We start from the raw sequence: 17,163 nt of genomic DNA on the forward strand, positions 1-17,163 counted from the left end.
ATGGTGTCTTTTGTTTGTCTGTTTCTAATCCATACAATGTGTTCGAGTATGGTATAATAACCTCTGTTCAAAAAGGATTTCTAAGAAAAATTTAAGATAAGGAGAGAGAGAATGGATCAAAATAGCGGTCGAGAAAGATTTCAACTCTTGCTCCAGCAACTAGGTTTAACGGACGATGCGTTCGTTCAATTTTTTAATGGGGCTGAAATTGAAAAGTTATCGATTGAGCGACAATCGAAAACGTGGCATTTTCTGTTTAAGCTTCAACAACTAATACCATCTAGCGTGCATATGCGCCTTCGAACACAGTTAACGAGTACTTTTGCTCAGATTGCCAATGTATCCTTTTCACTTAACGTTGTAAATCCACAGATGAGTGAAGAATTAGTTAAGGACTACTGGAGGCAGTGTTTAGGGGAGCTTGAGGGCATGTCTCCTGCATTATTATCTCTTTTACAGGGACAGGAGCCAAAGGTTGTTGGTCATCGTCTTATGGTGAATGCCCGCAATGCGGCAGAAGCGGGACAATTGAAGCAAAAATATTCGCGTTTTATTTCAGATATTTATCAATCTTACGGTTTTCCGACGCTATCATTGGATGCAGAAGTTCTGCCTGAAGAGAGCGGAGAAGATTATCAACAGTTTCTTGAAGAGAAACAAAAAGAAGATGAAGCCAAAGCATTTGCTGCACTCGTTGAAATGCAGAAGAAAGCATCAGAACAAGCAGTGGATGACAGTGTGTATGAAGGACCTGTTAAAATCGGTTATACGATTAAGGAAGATGCAGATTTCCGTCGCATTGAGGAAATTATTGACGAAGAACGCCGAATTGCGATTGAAGGATTTGTGTTTGATGCTGAAGTGAAGGAGCTTCGCAGTGGTCGTAGTTTGTTGACGTTTAAAGTGACGGACTATACAAGTTCTATCCTTGTTAAAGTGTTTTCGCGCGATAAAGAAGATGCGGTTATGCTTTCTCGTGTAAAAAAAGGAATGTGGGTACGTGCTCAAGGAAGCATTCAGAACGATACATTCGTTCGTGACCTTGTAATGATTGCCAATGATATTAATGAAATTTCGAAAATAGGTCGCCAAGATACAGCTCCAGAAGGAGAAAAACGAGTAGAGCTTCATTTGCACACACCGATGAGTCAAATGGATGCCGTTACTCCGACTTCCGCACTTGTTGCTCAAGCAGCGAAGTGGGGCCATAAGGCGGTGGCTATTACGGACCATGCAGTTGCTCAGTCCTTCCCAGAAGCGTATAGTGCCGGCAAAAAGAATGGGATAAAAATTTTATACGGTGTTGAAGCAAACCTGGTTGATGATGGTGTGCCGATTGCATATAACGAAGCCAATCGAGTGTTAGCTGATGATACGTATGTTGTGTTTGACGTAGAGACGACGGGGCTTTCCGCTGTTTATGACACGATTATTGAACTTGCAGCAGTCAAAATTAAAGAAGGAGAAATTATTGATCGATTTGAATCCTTTGCAAACCCGCATCACCCGTTATCAGCAACGACAATTGAACTGACGGGGATTACCGATGATTTAGTCGAAAATGCTCCTGACGTTCCAGAGGTGTTAGAAAAGTTTCGTGAGTGGACAGGCGATAGTATTTTAGTTGCGCACAATGCCTCTTTTGATATGGGATTTTTAAATATTGGTTACAAACAAATGGGACACCCGAAGGCGAGTAACCCAGTTATTGATACGCTGGAACTTGGTCGCTTTTTATATCCCGAATTTAAAAATCATCGTTTGAATACGTTATGTAAAAAGTTTGATATCGAATTAACCCAGCATCATCGTGCGATTTATGATGCTGAGGCAACAGGGTATTTATTGTTAAAAATGCTCAAAGATGCAGCTGAAAAAGGAATCACTCATCATCAGCAGTTCAACGATAATATGGGAAAAGGGAATGCTTATCAACGTTCACGCCCATATCATTGTACATTGTTTGCTCAAACACAAGATGGTTTGAAAAACTTATTTAAGCTGATTTCCCTTGCGCATGTAAATTATTTTTATCGTGTGCCGCGTATTCCTCGTTCGCAGTTACGAAAGTATCGCGAAGGTATTTTAGTCGGATCCGGCTGTGATAAAGGTGAAGTATTTGAAGGGATGATGCAAAAAGGTTTTGAGGAAGTTGAGGAGCTCGCCGAGTTTTACGATTATTTGGAAGTACATCCTAAGGAAGTATATCAGCATTTACTAGAGATGGAGTATGTACGTGATGAAAAATCACTTGAGGCGATTATTTCTAATATTGTGAAGCTGGGAGAAAAACTAAATAAGCCCGTTGTTGCAACAGGAAATGTTCATTACTTAAATCCAAATGATAAAATTTATCGCAAAATATTAATTGGTTCACAAGGTGGAGCAAATCCATTGAATCGCCATAAACTTCCAGATGTTCATTTTCGTACGACAGATGAAATGCTTAAAGCATTTCAGTTTTTAGGTAAAGAGAAGGCAAAAGAAATTGTTGTGACAAATACGAATCAAATTGCTGATATGATTGAAGAAGTGAAGCCGATTAAAGATGATTTGTATACGCCAAAAATTGAAGGCGCTGATGAAGAAATGCGCGAGATGAGTTATGGCATGGCGAAGAAGATTTACGGTGAAGATTTGCCTGAAATCGTAGAGGCACGACTTGAAAAAGAATTAAAAAGTATTATCGGACACGGCTTTGCGGTTATTTATTTAATTTCGCATAAATTGGTGAAAAAATCACTCGATGATGGATACTTAGTTGGTTCGCGTGGTTCCGTTGGTTCATCGTTTGTTGCGACAATGACAGAAATTACAGAAGTGAATCCATTGCCGCCGCATTATGTGTGTCCAAATTGTAAAAAATCAGAGTTCTTTGATGATGGTTCAGTCGGTTCGGGCTTTGACTTACCAGATAAAGATTGCCCAGCGTGCGGCACGCGATATAAAAAAGATGGACATGATATTCCGTTTGAAACATTCCTTGGCTTTAAAGGGGATAAGGTTCCGGATATTGATTTGAATTTCAGCGGTGAATATCAGCCGCGTGCTCATAACTATACGAAAGTACTGTTCGGTGAGGAATATGTCTATCGTGCTGGAACGATTGGTACGGTAGCAGAGAAAACGGCTTATGGATATGTGAAAGGGTATGCAGCAGATCATAATTTCCATTATCGAGGTGCGGAAGTAGATCGTCTTGTTTCCGGCTGTACCGGCGTAAAACGAACGACAGGCCAGCATCCAGGGGGAATCATCGTTGTTCCAGATTATATGGATATTTACGATTTCACGCCGATTCAATTCCCAGCTGATGATCGAAATTCTGAATGGAAAACAACGCATTTTGATTTCCATTCGATTCATGATAATATTCTGAAGCTCGATATACTCGGGCACGATGATCCGACCGTCATTCGGATGCTGCAAGACTTAAGCGGTATCGACCCCAAAACGATTCCAACCGATGATCCGGTTGTAATGAAAATTTTCAGTAGTCCAGAGTCATTAGGCGTGACAGAAGAACAGATTATGTGTAAAACAGGAACGCTTGGTATTCCGGAATTTGGAACAAGGTTCGTGCGTCAAATGTTAGAAGATACGAAGCCGACGACTTTCTCAGAACTTGTACAAATCTCTGGATTGTCGCACGGTACAGACGTATATCTCGGCAACGCGCAAGACTTGATTCATAATAAAACGTGTACGCTAAGCGAAGTAATTGGTTGTCGTGATGATATTATGGTGTATTTAATTTATCAAGGCTTAGACCCATCACTTGCGTTTAAAATTATGGAATCAGTAAGGAAAGGGAAAGGGCTATCAGAGGAATTTGAAGCCGAAATGCGTAAGAACGAAGTCCCGGAATGGTATATTGATTCTTGTAAAAAAATCAAGTATATGTTCCCTAAAGCCCATGCTGCGGCGTATGTATTAATGGCGGTCCGGATTGCTTATTTTAAAGTCCATTTGCCTCTGCTTTATTATGCTGCGTATTTCACGGTTCGAGCTGAGGATTTTGAAATTGAAGCGATGACACGTGGTTCGCAAGCCATTCGTTCAAAAATTGAAGAAATTAACGACAAAGGGCTGGATGCATCCACAAAAGAAAAAAATACGTTGACGGTGTTAGAATTAGCACTCGAAATGTGTGAGCGTGGTTTTTCATTTGCTAAAGTAGATTTATATAAATCGAGTGCGGATGAATTTATTATTGAAGGCAATTCATTAATTCCGCCATTCAACTCGATTCCAGGTCTTGGGACGAATGCGGCAATCAATATTGTGCGTGCTCGTGAGGAAGGGGAATTCCTTTCAAAAGAAGATTTGCAACAACGAGGGAAAGTTTCAAAAACGATTCTTGAATATCTTGATAAACAAGGTTGTTTAGAATCGCTGCCTGACCAAAATCAGTTATCATTGTTTTGATACAGCTTGATAAGAGGCTTTAAAAAACTTGTTAATTTGCATAAATTACTGAATTGTGGTATATTTTTAGTGGAAATACTAAGAGGAACCAATGGAAAGAGTGGGGAAACCCACTCTTTCGTGTTTGTATTGACCCATTATTGGAATAATCCATTACCAAGCGCGTAAGCCACATGTTTGGAGGAAACAAATTGAGTAAAAAGGTAACCGAAGTAGTAGAAGAACTTGTCACACCAATTCTTGAGGATTTACAACTTGAATTAGTCGAAGTAGAGTATGTTAAGGAAGGAAGCTGGTTCCTTCGTGTCTACATTGATAAAGAAACAGGCGTAGATATTGAGGATTGTGGAACTGTCAGTGAAAAATTAAGTGAAAAGCTTGATGAGGTTGATCCTATTCCACAAAATTATTTTCTCGAAGTTTCATCACCGGGTGCTGAAAGACCTTTGAAAAAAGACAAAGATTTTCAAAAAGCAATCGGTAAAAATGTGTACATAAAAACATACGAACCTATTTTAAATGAAAAAGAATTTGAGGGCACGCTTACTGCGTTTGACGGTCAAGAAGTTACGCTAGAGATCAAGATTAAGACAAGAAAGAAAACGGTTGTCATTCCGTATGACAAAGTAGCCAAAGCAAGATTAGCCATTAGCTTCTCTTAATATGTATATTTTATTATTAAAATCCGTAAGGGGGACCAACCATGAGCAGTGAGTTATTGGATGCTCTCTATATTTTAGAAAAAGAAAAAGGAATCTCAAGAGAGGTATTACTTGAAGCTATTGAGGCAGCGCTGATTTCAGCATATCGTCGCAATTTCAATCAGGCACAAAATGTGCGAATTGATTTAAATCTTGGAAAAGGAACAATGCGTGTGTTTGCGCGTAAAGACGTAGTGGATGAAGTATTTGATTCACGCCTTGAAATTTCCTTAGAAGAAGCAAAAAAAATCAATCCGAATTACCAACTTGAAGATGTAGTAGAGATGGAAGTTACACCGAAAGACTTCGGACGTATTGCGGCTCAAACAGCGAAGCAAGTTGTAACACAAAGAGTACGTGAAGCAGAACGCGGCATCATCTATTCAGAGTTTATTGATAGAGAAGAAGATATTATGACGGGAATTGTACAGCGTCAAGATTCTCGTTTTATTTATGTGAGTCTTGGGAAGATTGAGGCGTTGCTTCCGGTCAATGAGCAAATGCCAAACGAACAGTATAAGCCGCACGACCGCATTAAAGTATTTATTACAAAAGTAGAAAAAACATCAAAAGGACCGCAAATCTTTGTATCACGTTCACACCCAGGTCTGTTAAAGCGCTTGTTTGAAATCGAAGTTCCTGAAATCTTTGACGGAACAGTAGAAATTAAATCAGTGGCTCGTGAAGCGGGGGATCGTTCGAAAATCTCTGTGCATGCTGATAATGAAGAAGTTGATCCAGTTGGTTCATGTGTTGGTCAAAAGGGACAACGCGTTCAAGCGATTGTCAATGAACTAAAAGGTGAAAAAATTGATATTGTTAAATGGTCAGAAGATCCGGTTGTTTTCGTTGCCAATGCGTTAAGTCCTTCTAAAGTACTTGAGGTTATTGTCAATGAAGAAGAGAAGGCGACAACGGTTATTGTACCAGACTATCAATTATCGCTTGCGATTGGTAAACGCGGTCAAAATGCTCGTTTAGCAGCAAAGCTAACTGGCTGGAAAATCGATATTAAGAGTGAAACAGAAGCGCGCGAAGCTGGCATTTATCCGGTTGAGGAGCAAGAATTTTTGTTAAACCGAGATAGCTATGTGGAAGATGAAGAAGATTTTATTGAGGATAATGAGTAAGTAAGGGGTGAGCGAATTTGAAAGCCCGAAAAAAAATTCCTATGCGTAAATGTGTGGCAACTGGCGAAATGAAGCCGAAAAAAGAGCTTATTCGAATCGTTCGCTCAAAAGAAGGAGAAGTAAGTATTGATTTGACTGGTAAGCAATCAGGTCGTGGTGCTTATTTAACACTTGATCGTGATGTTATTGAGTTAGCTAAGAAGAAGAACGTCTTAGCTAACCAATTCAGCGTTCAAATTGATCCTTCTTTATATGAACAATTGCTTGAACTAGTGGATAAGGAGAAACACTAACCATCATGACTCAACAACAATGGATGTCTCTATTAGGTTTGGCCAATCGAGCGCGTAAACTAATTTCTGGTGAGGAATTAGTCGTCAAAGAGGTTAGAAGCGGAAAAGCAAAGCTTGTCCTTTTGGCAAGTGATGCTTCTAAAAATACAGAAAAAAAAATATCTGATAAGTGCGCATATTATCAGGTTCCTTTAAAAAGAGTCGAGAACAGGTCTTTGCTTGGTCAAGCGATTGGCAAAGAAGCGAGAGTTGTCGTCGCGGTACTGGATGAAGGTTTTGCACAAAAACTCCGAACGCTGCTCGATTAAATTTTACGGGGGTGAACGTATGACTAAAGTGCGTGTACATGAATATGCAAAGCAAAAAAATGTTTCAAGCAAGGATATTATTGAAAAACTTAAAGAAATGAATATAGAGGTAACAAATCATATGACAGCATTAGACGATTCTACTGTACAAAAATTAAATGAATCATTACAACCAAAACAAGAACAAGAAGTACCAAAAACAAGCTCAACTGTTGAACAGTATGAAGCAGAAGCTGATGCGAAAAGCACAGTGAATAAAGAAAAAGTAAAGAAAAAACCTGTTGCTGGGCCTGGAGCGAAAAAACCTGGTCAAGGACAGTTTAATAATAAAGGGAAAAACAATCGAAACAAAAATAAACAAAGACCGCAGCAAACACAACAAGCGCCGGCTCCAAAGCGTAAGGAAAAAGAGCTTCCATCTAAAATTACGTTTTATGAGTCATTGACGGTACAGGAGCTTGCGAAAAAACTTCATCGCGAACCATCTGAAATTATTAAAAAATTATTTATGCTTGGCGTTATGGCAACAATCAACCAAACATTGGATAAAGATGCAATCGAATTAATTGCAGCGGAATACGGTGTTGAAGTAGAAGAAGAAATTCGTGTGGATTTAACAGATCTTGAGTCACTAGTAACAGAGGATGAGGAAGCAGATTTACAAGAGCGTCCAGCGGTTGTTACAATCATGGGACATGTTGACCACGGTAAAACAACATTGCTTGATTCGATTCGTAAAACAAAAGTAACAGAAGGCGAAGCGGGTGGAATCACGCAGCATATCGGTGCTTATCAAGTTAACGTAAACGATAAGAAAATTACGTTCCTTGATACACCTGGTCACGCAGCTTTTACAACGATGCGTGCACGTGGTGCTCAAGTTACGGATATTACAATTATTGTTGTAGCAGCAGATGATGGTGTTATGCCGCAAACGGTTGAAGCGATTAGCCATGCGAAAGCAGCGGAAGTACCAATTATCGTGGCTGTGAACAAAATGGATAAACCAGCTGCAAATCCTGACCGTGTTATGCAAGAATTAACCGAGCACGGTTTAGTGCCTGAAGATTGGGGCGGCGATACGATTTTCGTACCAATTTCTGCGAAACAAGGCGATGGAATCGACAGTTTGCTTGAAATGATTCTGTTAGTAAGTGAAGTAGAAGAATATAAAGCAAATCCAACTCGCAGAGCAAACGGAACAGTTATCGAGGCGCAACTTGATAAAGGGCGTGGATCTGTAGCGACTCTTCTTGTTCAAAATGGAACATTAAAAATCGGAGATCCAATCGTTGTCGGGAACACATTTGGTCGTGTTCGTGCGATGGTAAATGATCTTGGTCGACGTGTAAAAGAAGCAGGTCCATCAACACCTGTTGAAATTACAGGGTTAAACGAAGTACCGCAAGCTGGTGATCGTTTTATCGTCTTTGAAGATGAAAAAACAGCTCGTCAAGTTGGGGAAACTCGTGCGCAAAGACAGCTTGTTTCACAACGTAATGAAGGATCTCGCGTAACGCTAGACACATTATTTGAACAAATGAAACAAGGCGACATTAAGGAATTAAATATTATTTTGAAAGCAGACGTACAAGGTTCTGCAGAAGCATTAGCAGCATCTCTTCAAAAAATTGAAGTAGAGGGCGCAAAAGTGAAAATCATTCACTCTGGTGTTGGAGCAATTACGGAATCTGATATTATTTTAGCGACAGCTTCAAATGCTATCGTAATTGGTTTTAACGTACGTCCGGATGTAAATGCAAAACGTGCAGCAGAATCAGAAAATGTAGATGTTCGTCTGCACCGTATTATTTATAAAGTAATCGAAGAAATCGAATCAGCGATGAAAGGGATGCTTGATCCTGAATTTGAAGAAAAAATTATCGGTCAAGCGGAGGTACGTACGACATTTAAAGTATCGAAAATTGGTACAATCGCTGGTTCGTACGTTATCGAAGGAAAAATTACTCGCGATAGCGGTGTGCGCTTAATTCGTGAAGGTGTTGTTGTCTTCGAAGGCGAAATCGATGCACTAAAACGTTTTAAAGACGACGTTAAAGAAGTCGCAACAAACTATGAATGTGGAATCACGATTAAAAACTACAATGACATTAAAGAAGGCGATATCATTGAAGCATACGTGATGGAAGAGATTGAACGTAAATGATCGTTGGTGCAGTCCTTTGTGAATGTATCATTTATGATGCGCATTCTTTGAAAGAAAAAAGAGCGGTCCTTCAAAGGGTGATGTCACGCTTGAAACAGAAATATAATATTTCTGTTTCTGAAACGGACTATCAAGATTTATGGCAACGAACGAAGCTGGCAATTGTTACCGTATCGTCTTCTAGAAAGGCTACGGAACGAGAATTGCAAAATGCGCTTCAGTTTCTTGATTCATTTCCTGAAATCGAGCGCACAATAACAGATATAGAATGGCTTTAAGCTAGCGAGGTGAATAGAATGAGTCTTCGTTCAAATCGTATCGGTGAACAAATGAAGAAAGAGCTAAGTGATATTATCGGTCGCAAATTGAAAGACCCAAGAGTTGGTTTTGTCACAGTGACTGATGTAGCTGTTACAGGCGATCTTCAACAAGCAACGGTGTATATTTCCGTGCTAGGTGATGCAAAGCAAAGGGAAGATACGCTTAAAGGCTTGGAAAAAGCAAAAGGATTTATGCGTTCCGAAGTAGGTCAAAGAATTCGTTTACGCAAAACACCGGAGTTGTTCTTTGAATTCGATGAATCCATTGATTATGGAAATCGAATTGAAACATTGATTTCGCAAATCAATGCCGAGAATAAACCCGCTGTAAGGGATGAGGAATAATCAAGTGTTGAAATCGAGGCCGACTCATGCATGATGGAGTCGGCTTTTTTTAATAACAGTGTTACTGAAAAACAATAACAAAATGGTTCAACATAGATTACGGAAAAAAGAGGTGACAGAAAAGATGGATGGGATTTTGCCATTGTTCAAGCCAAAAGGGCTGACTTCTCATGATTGTGTATTTAAACTAAGAAAAATTTTGAAAACGAAGAAGGTTGGGCATACCGGAACACTCGACCCAGATGTAACAGGAGTACTCCCAATTTGTATTGGTCGTGCGACGAAGGTGGCTGAATACTTAACGGAAGCAGGCAAGGCCTATGAAGGAGAAGTTACGTTAGGCTTTTCAACAACAACTGAAGATGCGAGCGGAGACCGAGTTACTGAAAAAACAGTGACGGAAACTTTTACTCGCGAGCAAATTTTGGAGGTGTTACAATCTTTAACCGGAGTGATTCAACAAACGCCGCCAATGTTTTCTGCTGTAAAAGTAAACGGCAAAAAACTTTATGAATATGCGCGCGCTGGTATTGAAGTAGAACGTCCAACAAGAAATGTAACGATTTATGAGCTGGAGCTTTTAGACGATCGAAAAGAATTTATCGGTGAGACAATTTCTTTTCGTTTCCGAGTAAGATGCTCTAAAGGGACGTATATTCGTACACTGGCTGTCATGATTGGCGAGAGATTAGGGTATCCGGCCCATATGTCGGATTTAATCAGAATTGAGTCAGCAGGCTTTACACTTGAAGAGTGCAAAACGTTAGAGCAAATTCAAGAATTGATGGAATTGGGGCAATCAGCTGCGTTTTTACGACCACTTGAACAAGGTTTGTTTCATTTGCCGAAATTTCAGATTAATGATAAAGTATCAAAGAAAGTATTAAATGGAGCTGTGTTAGCTCAGCCAGAAGAATTAGCTATAGAAAAGGGTGAACCTTTTGTCATGATGGATCAAAATGGAAGGGCACTAGCTATTTATCAGGTTCATCCAACAAAAGAAAAGCTCATTAAACCTATTAAAGTTTTGGCACTAGAATTATAGACCGTTCTGCCGTTGGAAAGAGGAGATTGAAAGGTGAAAGTGATTGCGATAACGCACCCTCATCAGTTTACCCAGGATCATTTTCCTGAGCTTGTGATGGCACTCGGATTTTTTGATGGGGTACATAAAGGTCATCAAACTGTGATTAAGAATGCAAAAGAAATAGCGGACAGCACACACCGTAAATCGGCGGTGATGACATTCGATCCTCATCCGTCCGCGGTGTTAGGAACCACAACCGATACAATTCGTTATATTACGCCTTTAGAGGATAAAATAGCGATTATTGAATCGTTAGGGATTGATTATTTATTTATTGTTCATTTTAGTAAAGAATTTGCCGCCGTGTCGCCTGAACAGTTTGTTGATCAATATTTAGTTGGTTTACATGTTGGGCATGTAGTGGCAGGGTTTGATTATTCTTATGGTCATTTTGGTAAAGGCAATATGGAAACATTGCCTCTTTATGCGAAAGGCCGTTTTACTCAAACAGTTGTTGAAAAACAAACGCTTGAAGATGAGAAAGTAAGTTCATCAAGAATTCGCAAAACGTTAGCTGAAGGAAATTTTACAGAATTCTATCATCTTGTTCGTCGTCATTATGTAACAAAAGGTTATGTTATTCATGGTGAAAAGCGCGGTCGTAAGCTTGGGTTTCCAACAGCTAATATTGAAGTAAGCGATGTGTATATATTCCCAGCTACAGGCGTATATGCAGTGCGAATTCAAATTGAAGGCAAGTGGTATAAAGGTGTTTGTAATGTAGGCTATAAACCAACTTTTCATGACCAACAGCCAAAGTTTCCGTCTGTTGAGGTGCATGTACTGGGCTTTGACCGAAACATTTATGGGTCTGCAGTGGTTGTAGAATGGCATAAGAGATTGCGCAGTGAGCAAAAGTTTTCAGGGCTTGAAGAATTGGTAAGCCAAATTGAAATCGATAAACAACAGGCTGAAAAGTATTTTCAAAGTATGAATAATTAAATTTCCTGACTTGCATTTCAGTTAAAAAAGCGGTATTCTATTACATGTATGAAAAATAACCATTGCTTGGCTAGGCGACACTCCGACGCTAGACTAGGTAATTGGTGATTCTACAGAATTTAGGAGGAAAAAAACATGGCTATTACACAAGAACGTAAAAACGAACTAATCGCTGAGTTCAGAACTCACGACACTGACACTGGATCTCCAGAGGTTCAAATCGCAGTACTTACAGAGGAAATCAACAACTTGAATGACCACTTACGTACTCACAAGAAAGATCACCACTCACGTCGCGGTCTTTTAAAAATGGTAGGTAGACGTCGTAACCTTTTAACTTACCTTCGTAATAAAGACGTTACTCGTTACCGTACTCTAATTAACAAATTAGGTTTACGTCGATAATTGTTTGTAAGAAAGCGGGAAATTTCCCGCTTTTTTGGTGTAAATCAATCGGAATAATCGGTATGATTTCAGACGTCTATTTTGATTTTTTTCAATTTATACATATATTACTTGCAATGTTTTTAATATTTCGTTGATTTTGCTGTTAATGCTTGTTTTTTTCGTGCATAATAGGAATAGTTTGGTTCTAATATGATTTATGAAATTTTAACATATATGATGTGTTTTATACAGGTTTGGTAGGTGTACTAGACCTCTAAGTGAAGAGTTAGAGAGGGGTTTAATTTAAGATGGGACAGGAAAAACATACGTATTCATTTGACTGGGCCGGTCGCAATTTAACGGTTGAAATCGGTCAGTTAGCTAAACAAGCAAACGGAGCTGTTTTAGTCCGTTATGGCGATACAGCAGTATTAAGTACAGTAACTGCTTCTAAAGAGCCAAAAAATGTCGACTTTTTTCCGTTGACTGTAAACTATGAAGAGAAATTGTATGCTGTTGGGAAAATTCCCGGTGGCTTTATTAAACGTGAAGGACGTCCAAGTGAGAGAGCGATTTTAGCTAGCCGCCTTATTGACCGTCCAATCCGTCCGATGTTTCCAGATGGATTCCGTAATGATGTTCAATGTATTAGTATGGTTATGAGTGTAGAGCAAGATTGTTCTTCAGAAATGGCTGCGATGTTCGGTTCATCACTTGCACTTTCAGTATCAGACATTCCGTTTAACGGTCCTATTGCTGGTGTTGTTGTTGGCCGCATTGATGGACAATTCGTTGTGAATCCAACCGTTGCTCAAATGGAACAAAGCGATATCGATTTAACGGTAGCAGGTAATAAAGATGCGATTAACATGGTGGAAGCTGGTGCTAAAGAAGTACCAGAAGAAACAATGTTAGAAGCGATTATGTTTGGTCATGAGGAAATTAAGAAATTAATTGCCTTCCAAGAAAAAATTGCTGCTGAAATTGGTAAAGAAAAGATGGAAGTAACGCTGTATCAAGTGAATGAGGAGCTTGAAGCAGAAATAAAAACAATGTGCTTAGCGGATTTAAATAAAGCTGTTCAAGTACAAGAAAAGCATGCTCGTGAAAATGCAATTACTGAAGTGAAAAATCATGTTCTTGCGCAGTATGAAGAGCAAGAAGCAGATGAAGAGAAAGTGAAGCAAGTAAAAGAAATTTTAAATAAATTAGTAAAAGCAGAAGTACGTCGTTTAATTACAGAAGAAAAAGTACGTCCTGACGGTCGTAACCCAGATGAGATTCGACCACTTTCTTCAGAAGTTGGCTTATTAGCGCGTACACATGGATCCGGTCTCTTTACGCGCGGACAAACTCAAGCGCTTTCTATTTGTACATTAGGTGCGCTTGGAGATGTGCAAATTTTAGATGGTCTTGGGACAGAAGAATCAAAACGTTTTATGCATCATTATAACTTCCCTCATTTCAGCGTAGGGGAAACAGGACCAATTCGTGCTCCTGGTCGTCGTGAAATCGGTCACGGTGCACTTGGTGAACGAGCACTTGAGCCAATTATCCCAAGTGAAAAAGATTTCCCATACACAGTTCGTCTTGTATCAGAAGTACTTGAATCCAATGGTTCAACGTCACAAGCAAGTATTTGTGCAAGTACGTTAGCGATGATGGATGCAGGTGTGCCAATTAAAGCACCGGTAGCTGGTATCGCTATGGGTCTTGTTAAATCTGGTGAGTACTATACGATTTTAACAGACATTCAAGGGATGGAAGATCATCTAGGAGACATGGACTTTAAAGTAGCAGGAACAGCGAAGGGTGTTACCGCACTTCAAATGGATATTAAAATTGATGGTTTATCTCGTGAGATTTTAGAAGAAGCCTTGCAGCAAGCAAAACGAGGCCGCATGCATATTCTTGATTCAATGCTAGCAACACTGAGTGAACCGCGCGTTGAGCTTTCACGCTATGCGCCAAAAATCTTAACAATGTCTATTAATCCAGATAAAATTCGCGATGTCATTGGACCAAGCGGAAAACAAATCAATAAAATTATCGAAGAAACAGGCGTGAAGATTGATATTGAGCAAGATGGTACAGTATTCATTTCCTCTACAGAGCAAGAAATGAATTCAAAAGCGAAGAAAATTATTGAAGATATTGTTCGTGAAGTGGCTGTCGGTGAACAATACCTAGGAAAAGTAAAGCGTATTGAGAAATTTGGTGCGTTTGTTGAAATCTTTAATGGAAAAGATGGTTTAGTTCACATTTCAGAGCTTGCTGAAGAACGAGTAGGCAAAGTAGAAGATGTGGTGAAAATTGGCGATGAAATTTTAGTAAAAGTTACTGAAATTGATAAGCAAGGCCGAGTAAATCTTTCTCGAAAAGCGGTTTTAAAAGAGCAAAAAGAAGCGGCGAATCCAGCTCAATCTTAAGCAAGAACGAAGGCATGTGGTTTCGATTGGAACGCACATGCCTTTTTTTCGTCTATGGCTATATTAATCAACAATGACATTTAACAACACTCTGTGTATAAAGGATGTTTACTTCAAGAGTAATTTCCCTGCTTTCTTAGCAGACGGATTAAGGCATCTACGCTTTTCGGTATTGTCTAGTTTCGATGCCTAGCTCGCTGTGAAAAAGATGATTATTCTCGCATAGGCAAAGAGCGCCTTCCTGAGTCACTCCCTATTTTCTTCACGAGCTGACCAAGGCATCTAACGTTTTTCGGTATACCTTGTCTTCTTTTTTCATACATTTTTGTATGAAGGGGGCAAAAAAATGAATAATAAGTGGAAGCAGATAGTTGCGATAAGTGCCATTGCAGGTATATCATGGTTATTAGTGCAAAATCCATATACAAATGATTATTTTACTCGATTAACAGATAAGTCGATTGCAACGAGTATGCAGGAAGATGAGCTTTTGTTTGCGATTAAATCGTCGGTTAAAAAGTATGAGATTGAGCCACAAGATGCACGAATCGATTCGGTTTGGAAAGCTGTACCAGGATATAATGGGGTGAAAATTGATGTACAAGCATCCTATGAAGCCATGAAGAAAAAGGGAAGCTTTGATGAACGTAAACTTGTTTATAGACAAGTAGCCCCAAAGAAGCATTTACATGAACTTAAGCCATCACCGCTTTATAGAGCTCATCCAGATAAACCGGTTGTTTCATTCTTAATTAATGTGGCTTGGGGAAATGAATATTTACAGGATATGCTTTCTGTTTTAAAAGAGCATCATGTCAAGGCTACTTTCTTTCTAGAAGGAAGATGGACAAAAAACAATCCTGAACTCGCGAAGATGATCAAAGAGGGTGGACATGAAATAGGAAATCATTCGTATACACATCCCAATATGCAAACTCTGTCTACCCAAGCAACGCGTGAAGAGATTCGAAAAACGAGTGAAGTGATTGAAGCTGTGACAGGAGTGCGAAGTACATGGTTTGCGCCACCAAGTGGAAGCTTTCGCGATGAAACGGTTAGCCTCGCGGCAGATTTAGGCATGGGAACAGTTATGTGGAGCGTCGATACGATTGATTGGCAGAAGCCTAGCCCGGAAGTCCTGCAGCAAAGGGTGTTATCCAAGGTTCATCCTGGTGCCTTTATTTTAATGCATCCAACAGAGTCAACAGCGAAATCATTGGAAACATTAATTGTGAATATTCAAAAGAAAGATTTACATGTTGTGACTGTTTCAGAAGCGGTCGATGAAAAACGAATCCTTCCTTATAAGTGATTCGTATGGGCAGCATAGATTAGGAGGAATGTTTGTTGATAAAGAAATATACTTGTCAAAATGGTGTAAGAATTATTGTAGAGCAAATACCAACAGTTCGTTCAGCGGCCATTGGTGTTTGGGTGAAAACAGGATCCCGTAATGAAACAAAGGAACTGAATGGAATTTCGCATTTTCTTGAGCATATGTTTTTTAAAGGAACTACGACGAGAAGTGCACGTGAAATTGCCGAATCATTTGACAGCATCGGCGGGCAAGTGAATGCATTTACGTCAAAAGAATATACATGCTACTATGCTAAGGTACTTGATAATCATGCAAGCCATGCTCTTGAAGTACTTTCTGACATGTTCTTTAACTCTACATTTGATTCTGAAGAGTTAGAGAAAGAGAAAAATGTTGTGTACGAAGAAATTAAAATGTATGAAGATGCACCAGATGATATTGTACATGATCTATTAAGTCAAGCGGTATATGAAAAGCATTCATTAGGCTTTCCAATTCTAGGTACGGAAGAAACGCTTTCTACTTTTACAAGTGAAACGCTTAAACAATATGTGCATGATATGTATACACCAAATAAAGTTGTAATTTCTATTGCGGGGAATGTAGATGAAACGTTTATTAAGGAAGTAGAGAGCTATTTTGGTTCTTTTGAACGAGGACAAGAGCATTCAACAATCGTGAAGCCGCATTTTCATCAAAACCAATTGATTCGTAAAAAAGAAACAGAGCAAGCGCATTTATGTCTCGGGTTTAACGGGTTGAAAATTGGTGATGAAGATATGTATAACCTGACTATTTTAAATAATATTCTGGGCGGCAGCATGAGCAGCCGTTTATTCCAAGACGTACGTGAAGAGCGCGGTTTAGCTTATTCTGTTTACTCTTATCACTCTAGCTATCAAGATAGCGGAATTGTGACGATTTATGGCGGTACGGGAGCGAATCAGTTAGATAGTTTGTATGAAACGATTCAACAAACGCTCGCTACATTAAAACGCGATGGAATTACAGATAAAGAATTAAACAATAGTAAAGAACAGTTAAAGGGAAGCTTAATGTTAAGTTTAGAGAGCACGAACAGTCGAATGAGCCGCAATGGTAAAAATGAATTGATGTTAGGAAAACATCGTTCGTTAGATGATATTATTGTTAAAATTGATGAAGTAACAAAAGAACGTGTCTTTGAACTAGCTAACAGTATTTTTACAGAGCATTCGCTATCTTTAGTAAGTCCATTAGAAAATTGGAAAAATTAATCCTACTCTGCCTTTCTTCCATAGAAAGGCAGTTTTTTTAGGAAGACTATGT

14 protein-coding genes are annotated in these 17,163 nt (G+C 39.2%); all 14 read left to right on the plus strand.

Annotation, left to right across the window (positions count from 1 at the left end):
• The first annotated feature begins 111 nt into the window (after positions 1–111).
• The 14 genes from ACE199_RS02375 to ACE199_RS02440 all read left to right on the plus strand — a co-directional run bounded on the left by ACE199_RS02375 (position 112) and on the right by ACE199_RS02440 (position 17,111).
• Positions 112–4,428, plus strand: a complete 4,317-nt coding sequence (locus ACE199_RS02375) for a PolC-type DNA polymerase III (RefSeq protein WP_375348419.1) — start codon at positions 112–114, stop codon at positions 4,426–4,428.
• A gap of 191 nt (positions 4,429–4,619) precedes the next feature.
• On the plus strand, positions 4,620–5,090 hold the full coding sequence (rimP, locus tag ACE199_RS02380) for a ribosome maturation factor RimP (protein ID WP_252294328.1): 471 nt from the start codon (positions 4,620–4,622) through the stop codon (positions 5,088–5,090).
• Positions 5,091–5,131: 41 nt separating this feature from the next.
• Positions 5,132–6,259: a transcription termination factor NusA gene (gene nusA / locus ACE199_RS02385; RefSeq protein WP_127759818.1), complete on the plus strand. Its 1,128-nt coding sequence runs from the start codon at positions 5,132–5,134 to the stop codon at positions 6,257–6,259.
• Between the two features lie 17 nt (positions 6,260–6,276).
• On the plus strand, positions 6,277–6,552 hold the full coding sequence (gene rnpM, locus ACE199_RS02390; RefSeq protein WP_164853160.1) for an RNase P modulator RnpM: 276 nt from the start codon (positions 6,277–6,279) through the stop codon (positions 6,550–6,552).
• A gap of 5 nt (positions 6,553–6,557) precedes the next feature.
• Positions 6,558–6,860: a YlxQ family RNA-binding protein gene (locus ACE199_RS02395; RefSeq protein WP_127759819.1), complete on the plus strand. Its 303-nt coding sequence runs from the start codon at positions 6,558–6,560 to the stop codon at positions 6,858–6,860.
• 19 nt (positions 6,861–6,879) lie between these two features.
• Positions 6,880–9,027 (plus strand): translation initiation factor IF-2, encoded by a 2,148-nt coding sequence (gene infB / locus ACE199_RS02400; RefSeq protein WP_375348420.1) that lies wholly within the window; start codon positions 6,880–6,882, stop codon positions 9,025–9,027.
• A complete protein-coding gene (locus ACE199_RS02405) occupies positions 9,024–9,305 on the plus strand; it encodes a DUF503 domain-containing protein (RefSeq protein WP_375348421.1) in 282 nt (93 codons plus the stop codon). The genes infB and ACE199_RS02405 overlap by 4 nt, the downstream gene beginning before the upstream one ends.
• A gap of 18 nt (positions 9,306–9,323) precedes the next feature.
• Entirely contained in the window at positions 9,324–9,692 is a 369-nt protein-coding gene (gene rbfA, locus ACE199_RS02410) for a 30S ribosome-binding factor RbfA (RefSeq protein ID WP_127759821.1), read from the plus strand.
• 124 nt (positions 9,693–9,816) lie between these two features.
• A complete protein-coding gene (gene truB, locus ACE199_RS02415) occupies positions 9,817–10,737 on the plus strand; it encodes a tRNA pseudouridine(55) synthase TruB (protein WP_252294331.1) in 921 nt (306 codons plus the stop codon).
• 33 nt (positions 10,738–10,770) lie between these two features.
• Entirely contained in the window at positions 10,771–11,721 is a 951-nt protein-coding gene (ribF, locus tag ACE199_RS02420) for a bifunctional riboflavin kinase/FAD synthetase (protein ID WP_252294333.1), read from the plus strand.
• A 135-nt stretch (positions 11,722–11,856) separates the two neighbouring features.
• A complete protein-coding gene (rpsO, locus tag ACE199_RS02425) occupies positions 11,857–12,126 on the plus strand; it encodes a 30S ribosomal protein S15 (protein ID WP_119116519.1) in 270 nt (89 codons plus the stop codon).
• Between the two features lie 290 nt (positions 12,127–12,416).
• Positions 12,417–14,537 (plus strand): polyribonucleotide nucleotidyltransferase, encoded by a 2,121-nt coding sequence (pnp, locus tag ACE199_RS02430; RefSeq protein WP_375348422.1) that lies wholly within the window; start codon positions 12,417–12,419, stop codon positions 14,535–14,537.
• A 346-nt stretch (positions 14,538–14,883) separates the two neighbouring features.
• Positions 14,884–15,849 carry a polysaccharide deacetylase family protein gene (locus ACE199_RS02435; RefSeq protein ID WP_127759824.1) on the plus strand — a complete coding sequence of 322 codons (966 nt, stop codon included), beginning with the start codon at positions 14,884–14,886 and terminating at the stop codon, positions 15,847–15,849.
• A gap of 35 nt (positions 15,850–15,884) precedes the next feature.
• Positions 15,885–17,111: a M16 family metallopeptidase gene (locus tag ACE199_RS02440; protein ID WP_375348423.1), complete on the plus strand. Its 1,227-nt coding sequence runs from the start codon at positions 15,885–15,887 to the stop codon at positions 17,109–17,111.
• Positions 17,112–17,163 lie beyond the last annotated feature (52 nt).

The organism is Peribacillus sp. Hz7 (assembly GCF_042136355.1).
Lineage (GTDB): Bacteria > Bacillota > Bacilli > Bacillales > DSM-1321 > Peribacillus > Peribacillus asahii_A.

Excerpts from the sequence above, each read along its gene's own strand:
- ACE199_RS02375 (WP_375348419.1), top strand. The coding sequence starts at position 112 with ATGGATCAAAATAGCGGTCGAGAAAGATTTCAACTCTTGCTCCAGCAA.
- nusA (WP_127759818.1), top strand. The coding sequence starts at position 5,132 with ATGAGCAGTGAGTTATTGGATGCTCTCTATATTTTAGAAAAAGAAAAA.
- ACE199_RS02395 (WP_127759819.1), top strand. The coding sequence starts at position 6,558 with ATGACTCAACAACAATGGATGTCTCTATTAGGTTTGGCCAATCGAGCG.
- infB (WP_375348420.1), top strand. The coding sequence starts at position 6,880 with ATGACTAAAGTGCGTGTACATGAATATGCAAAGCAAAAAAATGTTTCA.
- ACE199_RS02405 (WP_375348421.1), top strand. The coding sequence starts at position 9,024 with ATGATCGTTGGTGCAGTCCTTTGTGAATGTATCATTTATGATGCGCAT.
- rbfA (WP_127759821.1), top strand. The coding sequence starts at position 9,324 with ATGAGTCTTCGTTCAAATCGTATCGGTGAACAAATGAAGAAAGAGCTA.
- truB (WP_252294331.1), top strand. The coding sequence starts at position 9,817 with ATGGATGGGATTTTGCCATTGTTCAAGCCAAAAGGGCTGACTTCTCAT.
- rpsO (WP_119116519.1), top strand. The coding sequence starts at position 11,857 with ATGGCTATTACACAAGAACGTAAAAACGAACTAATCGCTGAGTTCAGA.
- pnp (WP_375348422.1), top strand. The coding sequence starts at position 12,417 with ATGGGACAGGAAAAACATACGTATTCATTTGACTGGGCCGGTCGCAAT.
- ACE199_RS02435 (WP_127759824.1), top strand. The coding sequence starts at position 14,884 with ATGAATAATAAGTGGAAGCAGATAGTTGCGATAAGTGCCATTGCAGGT.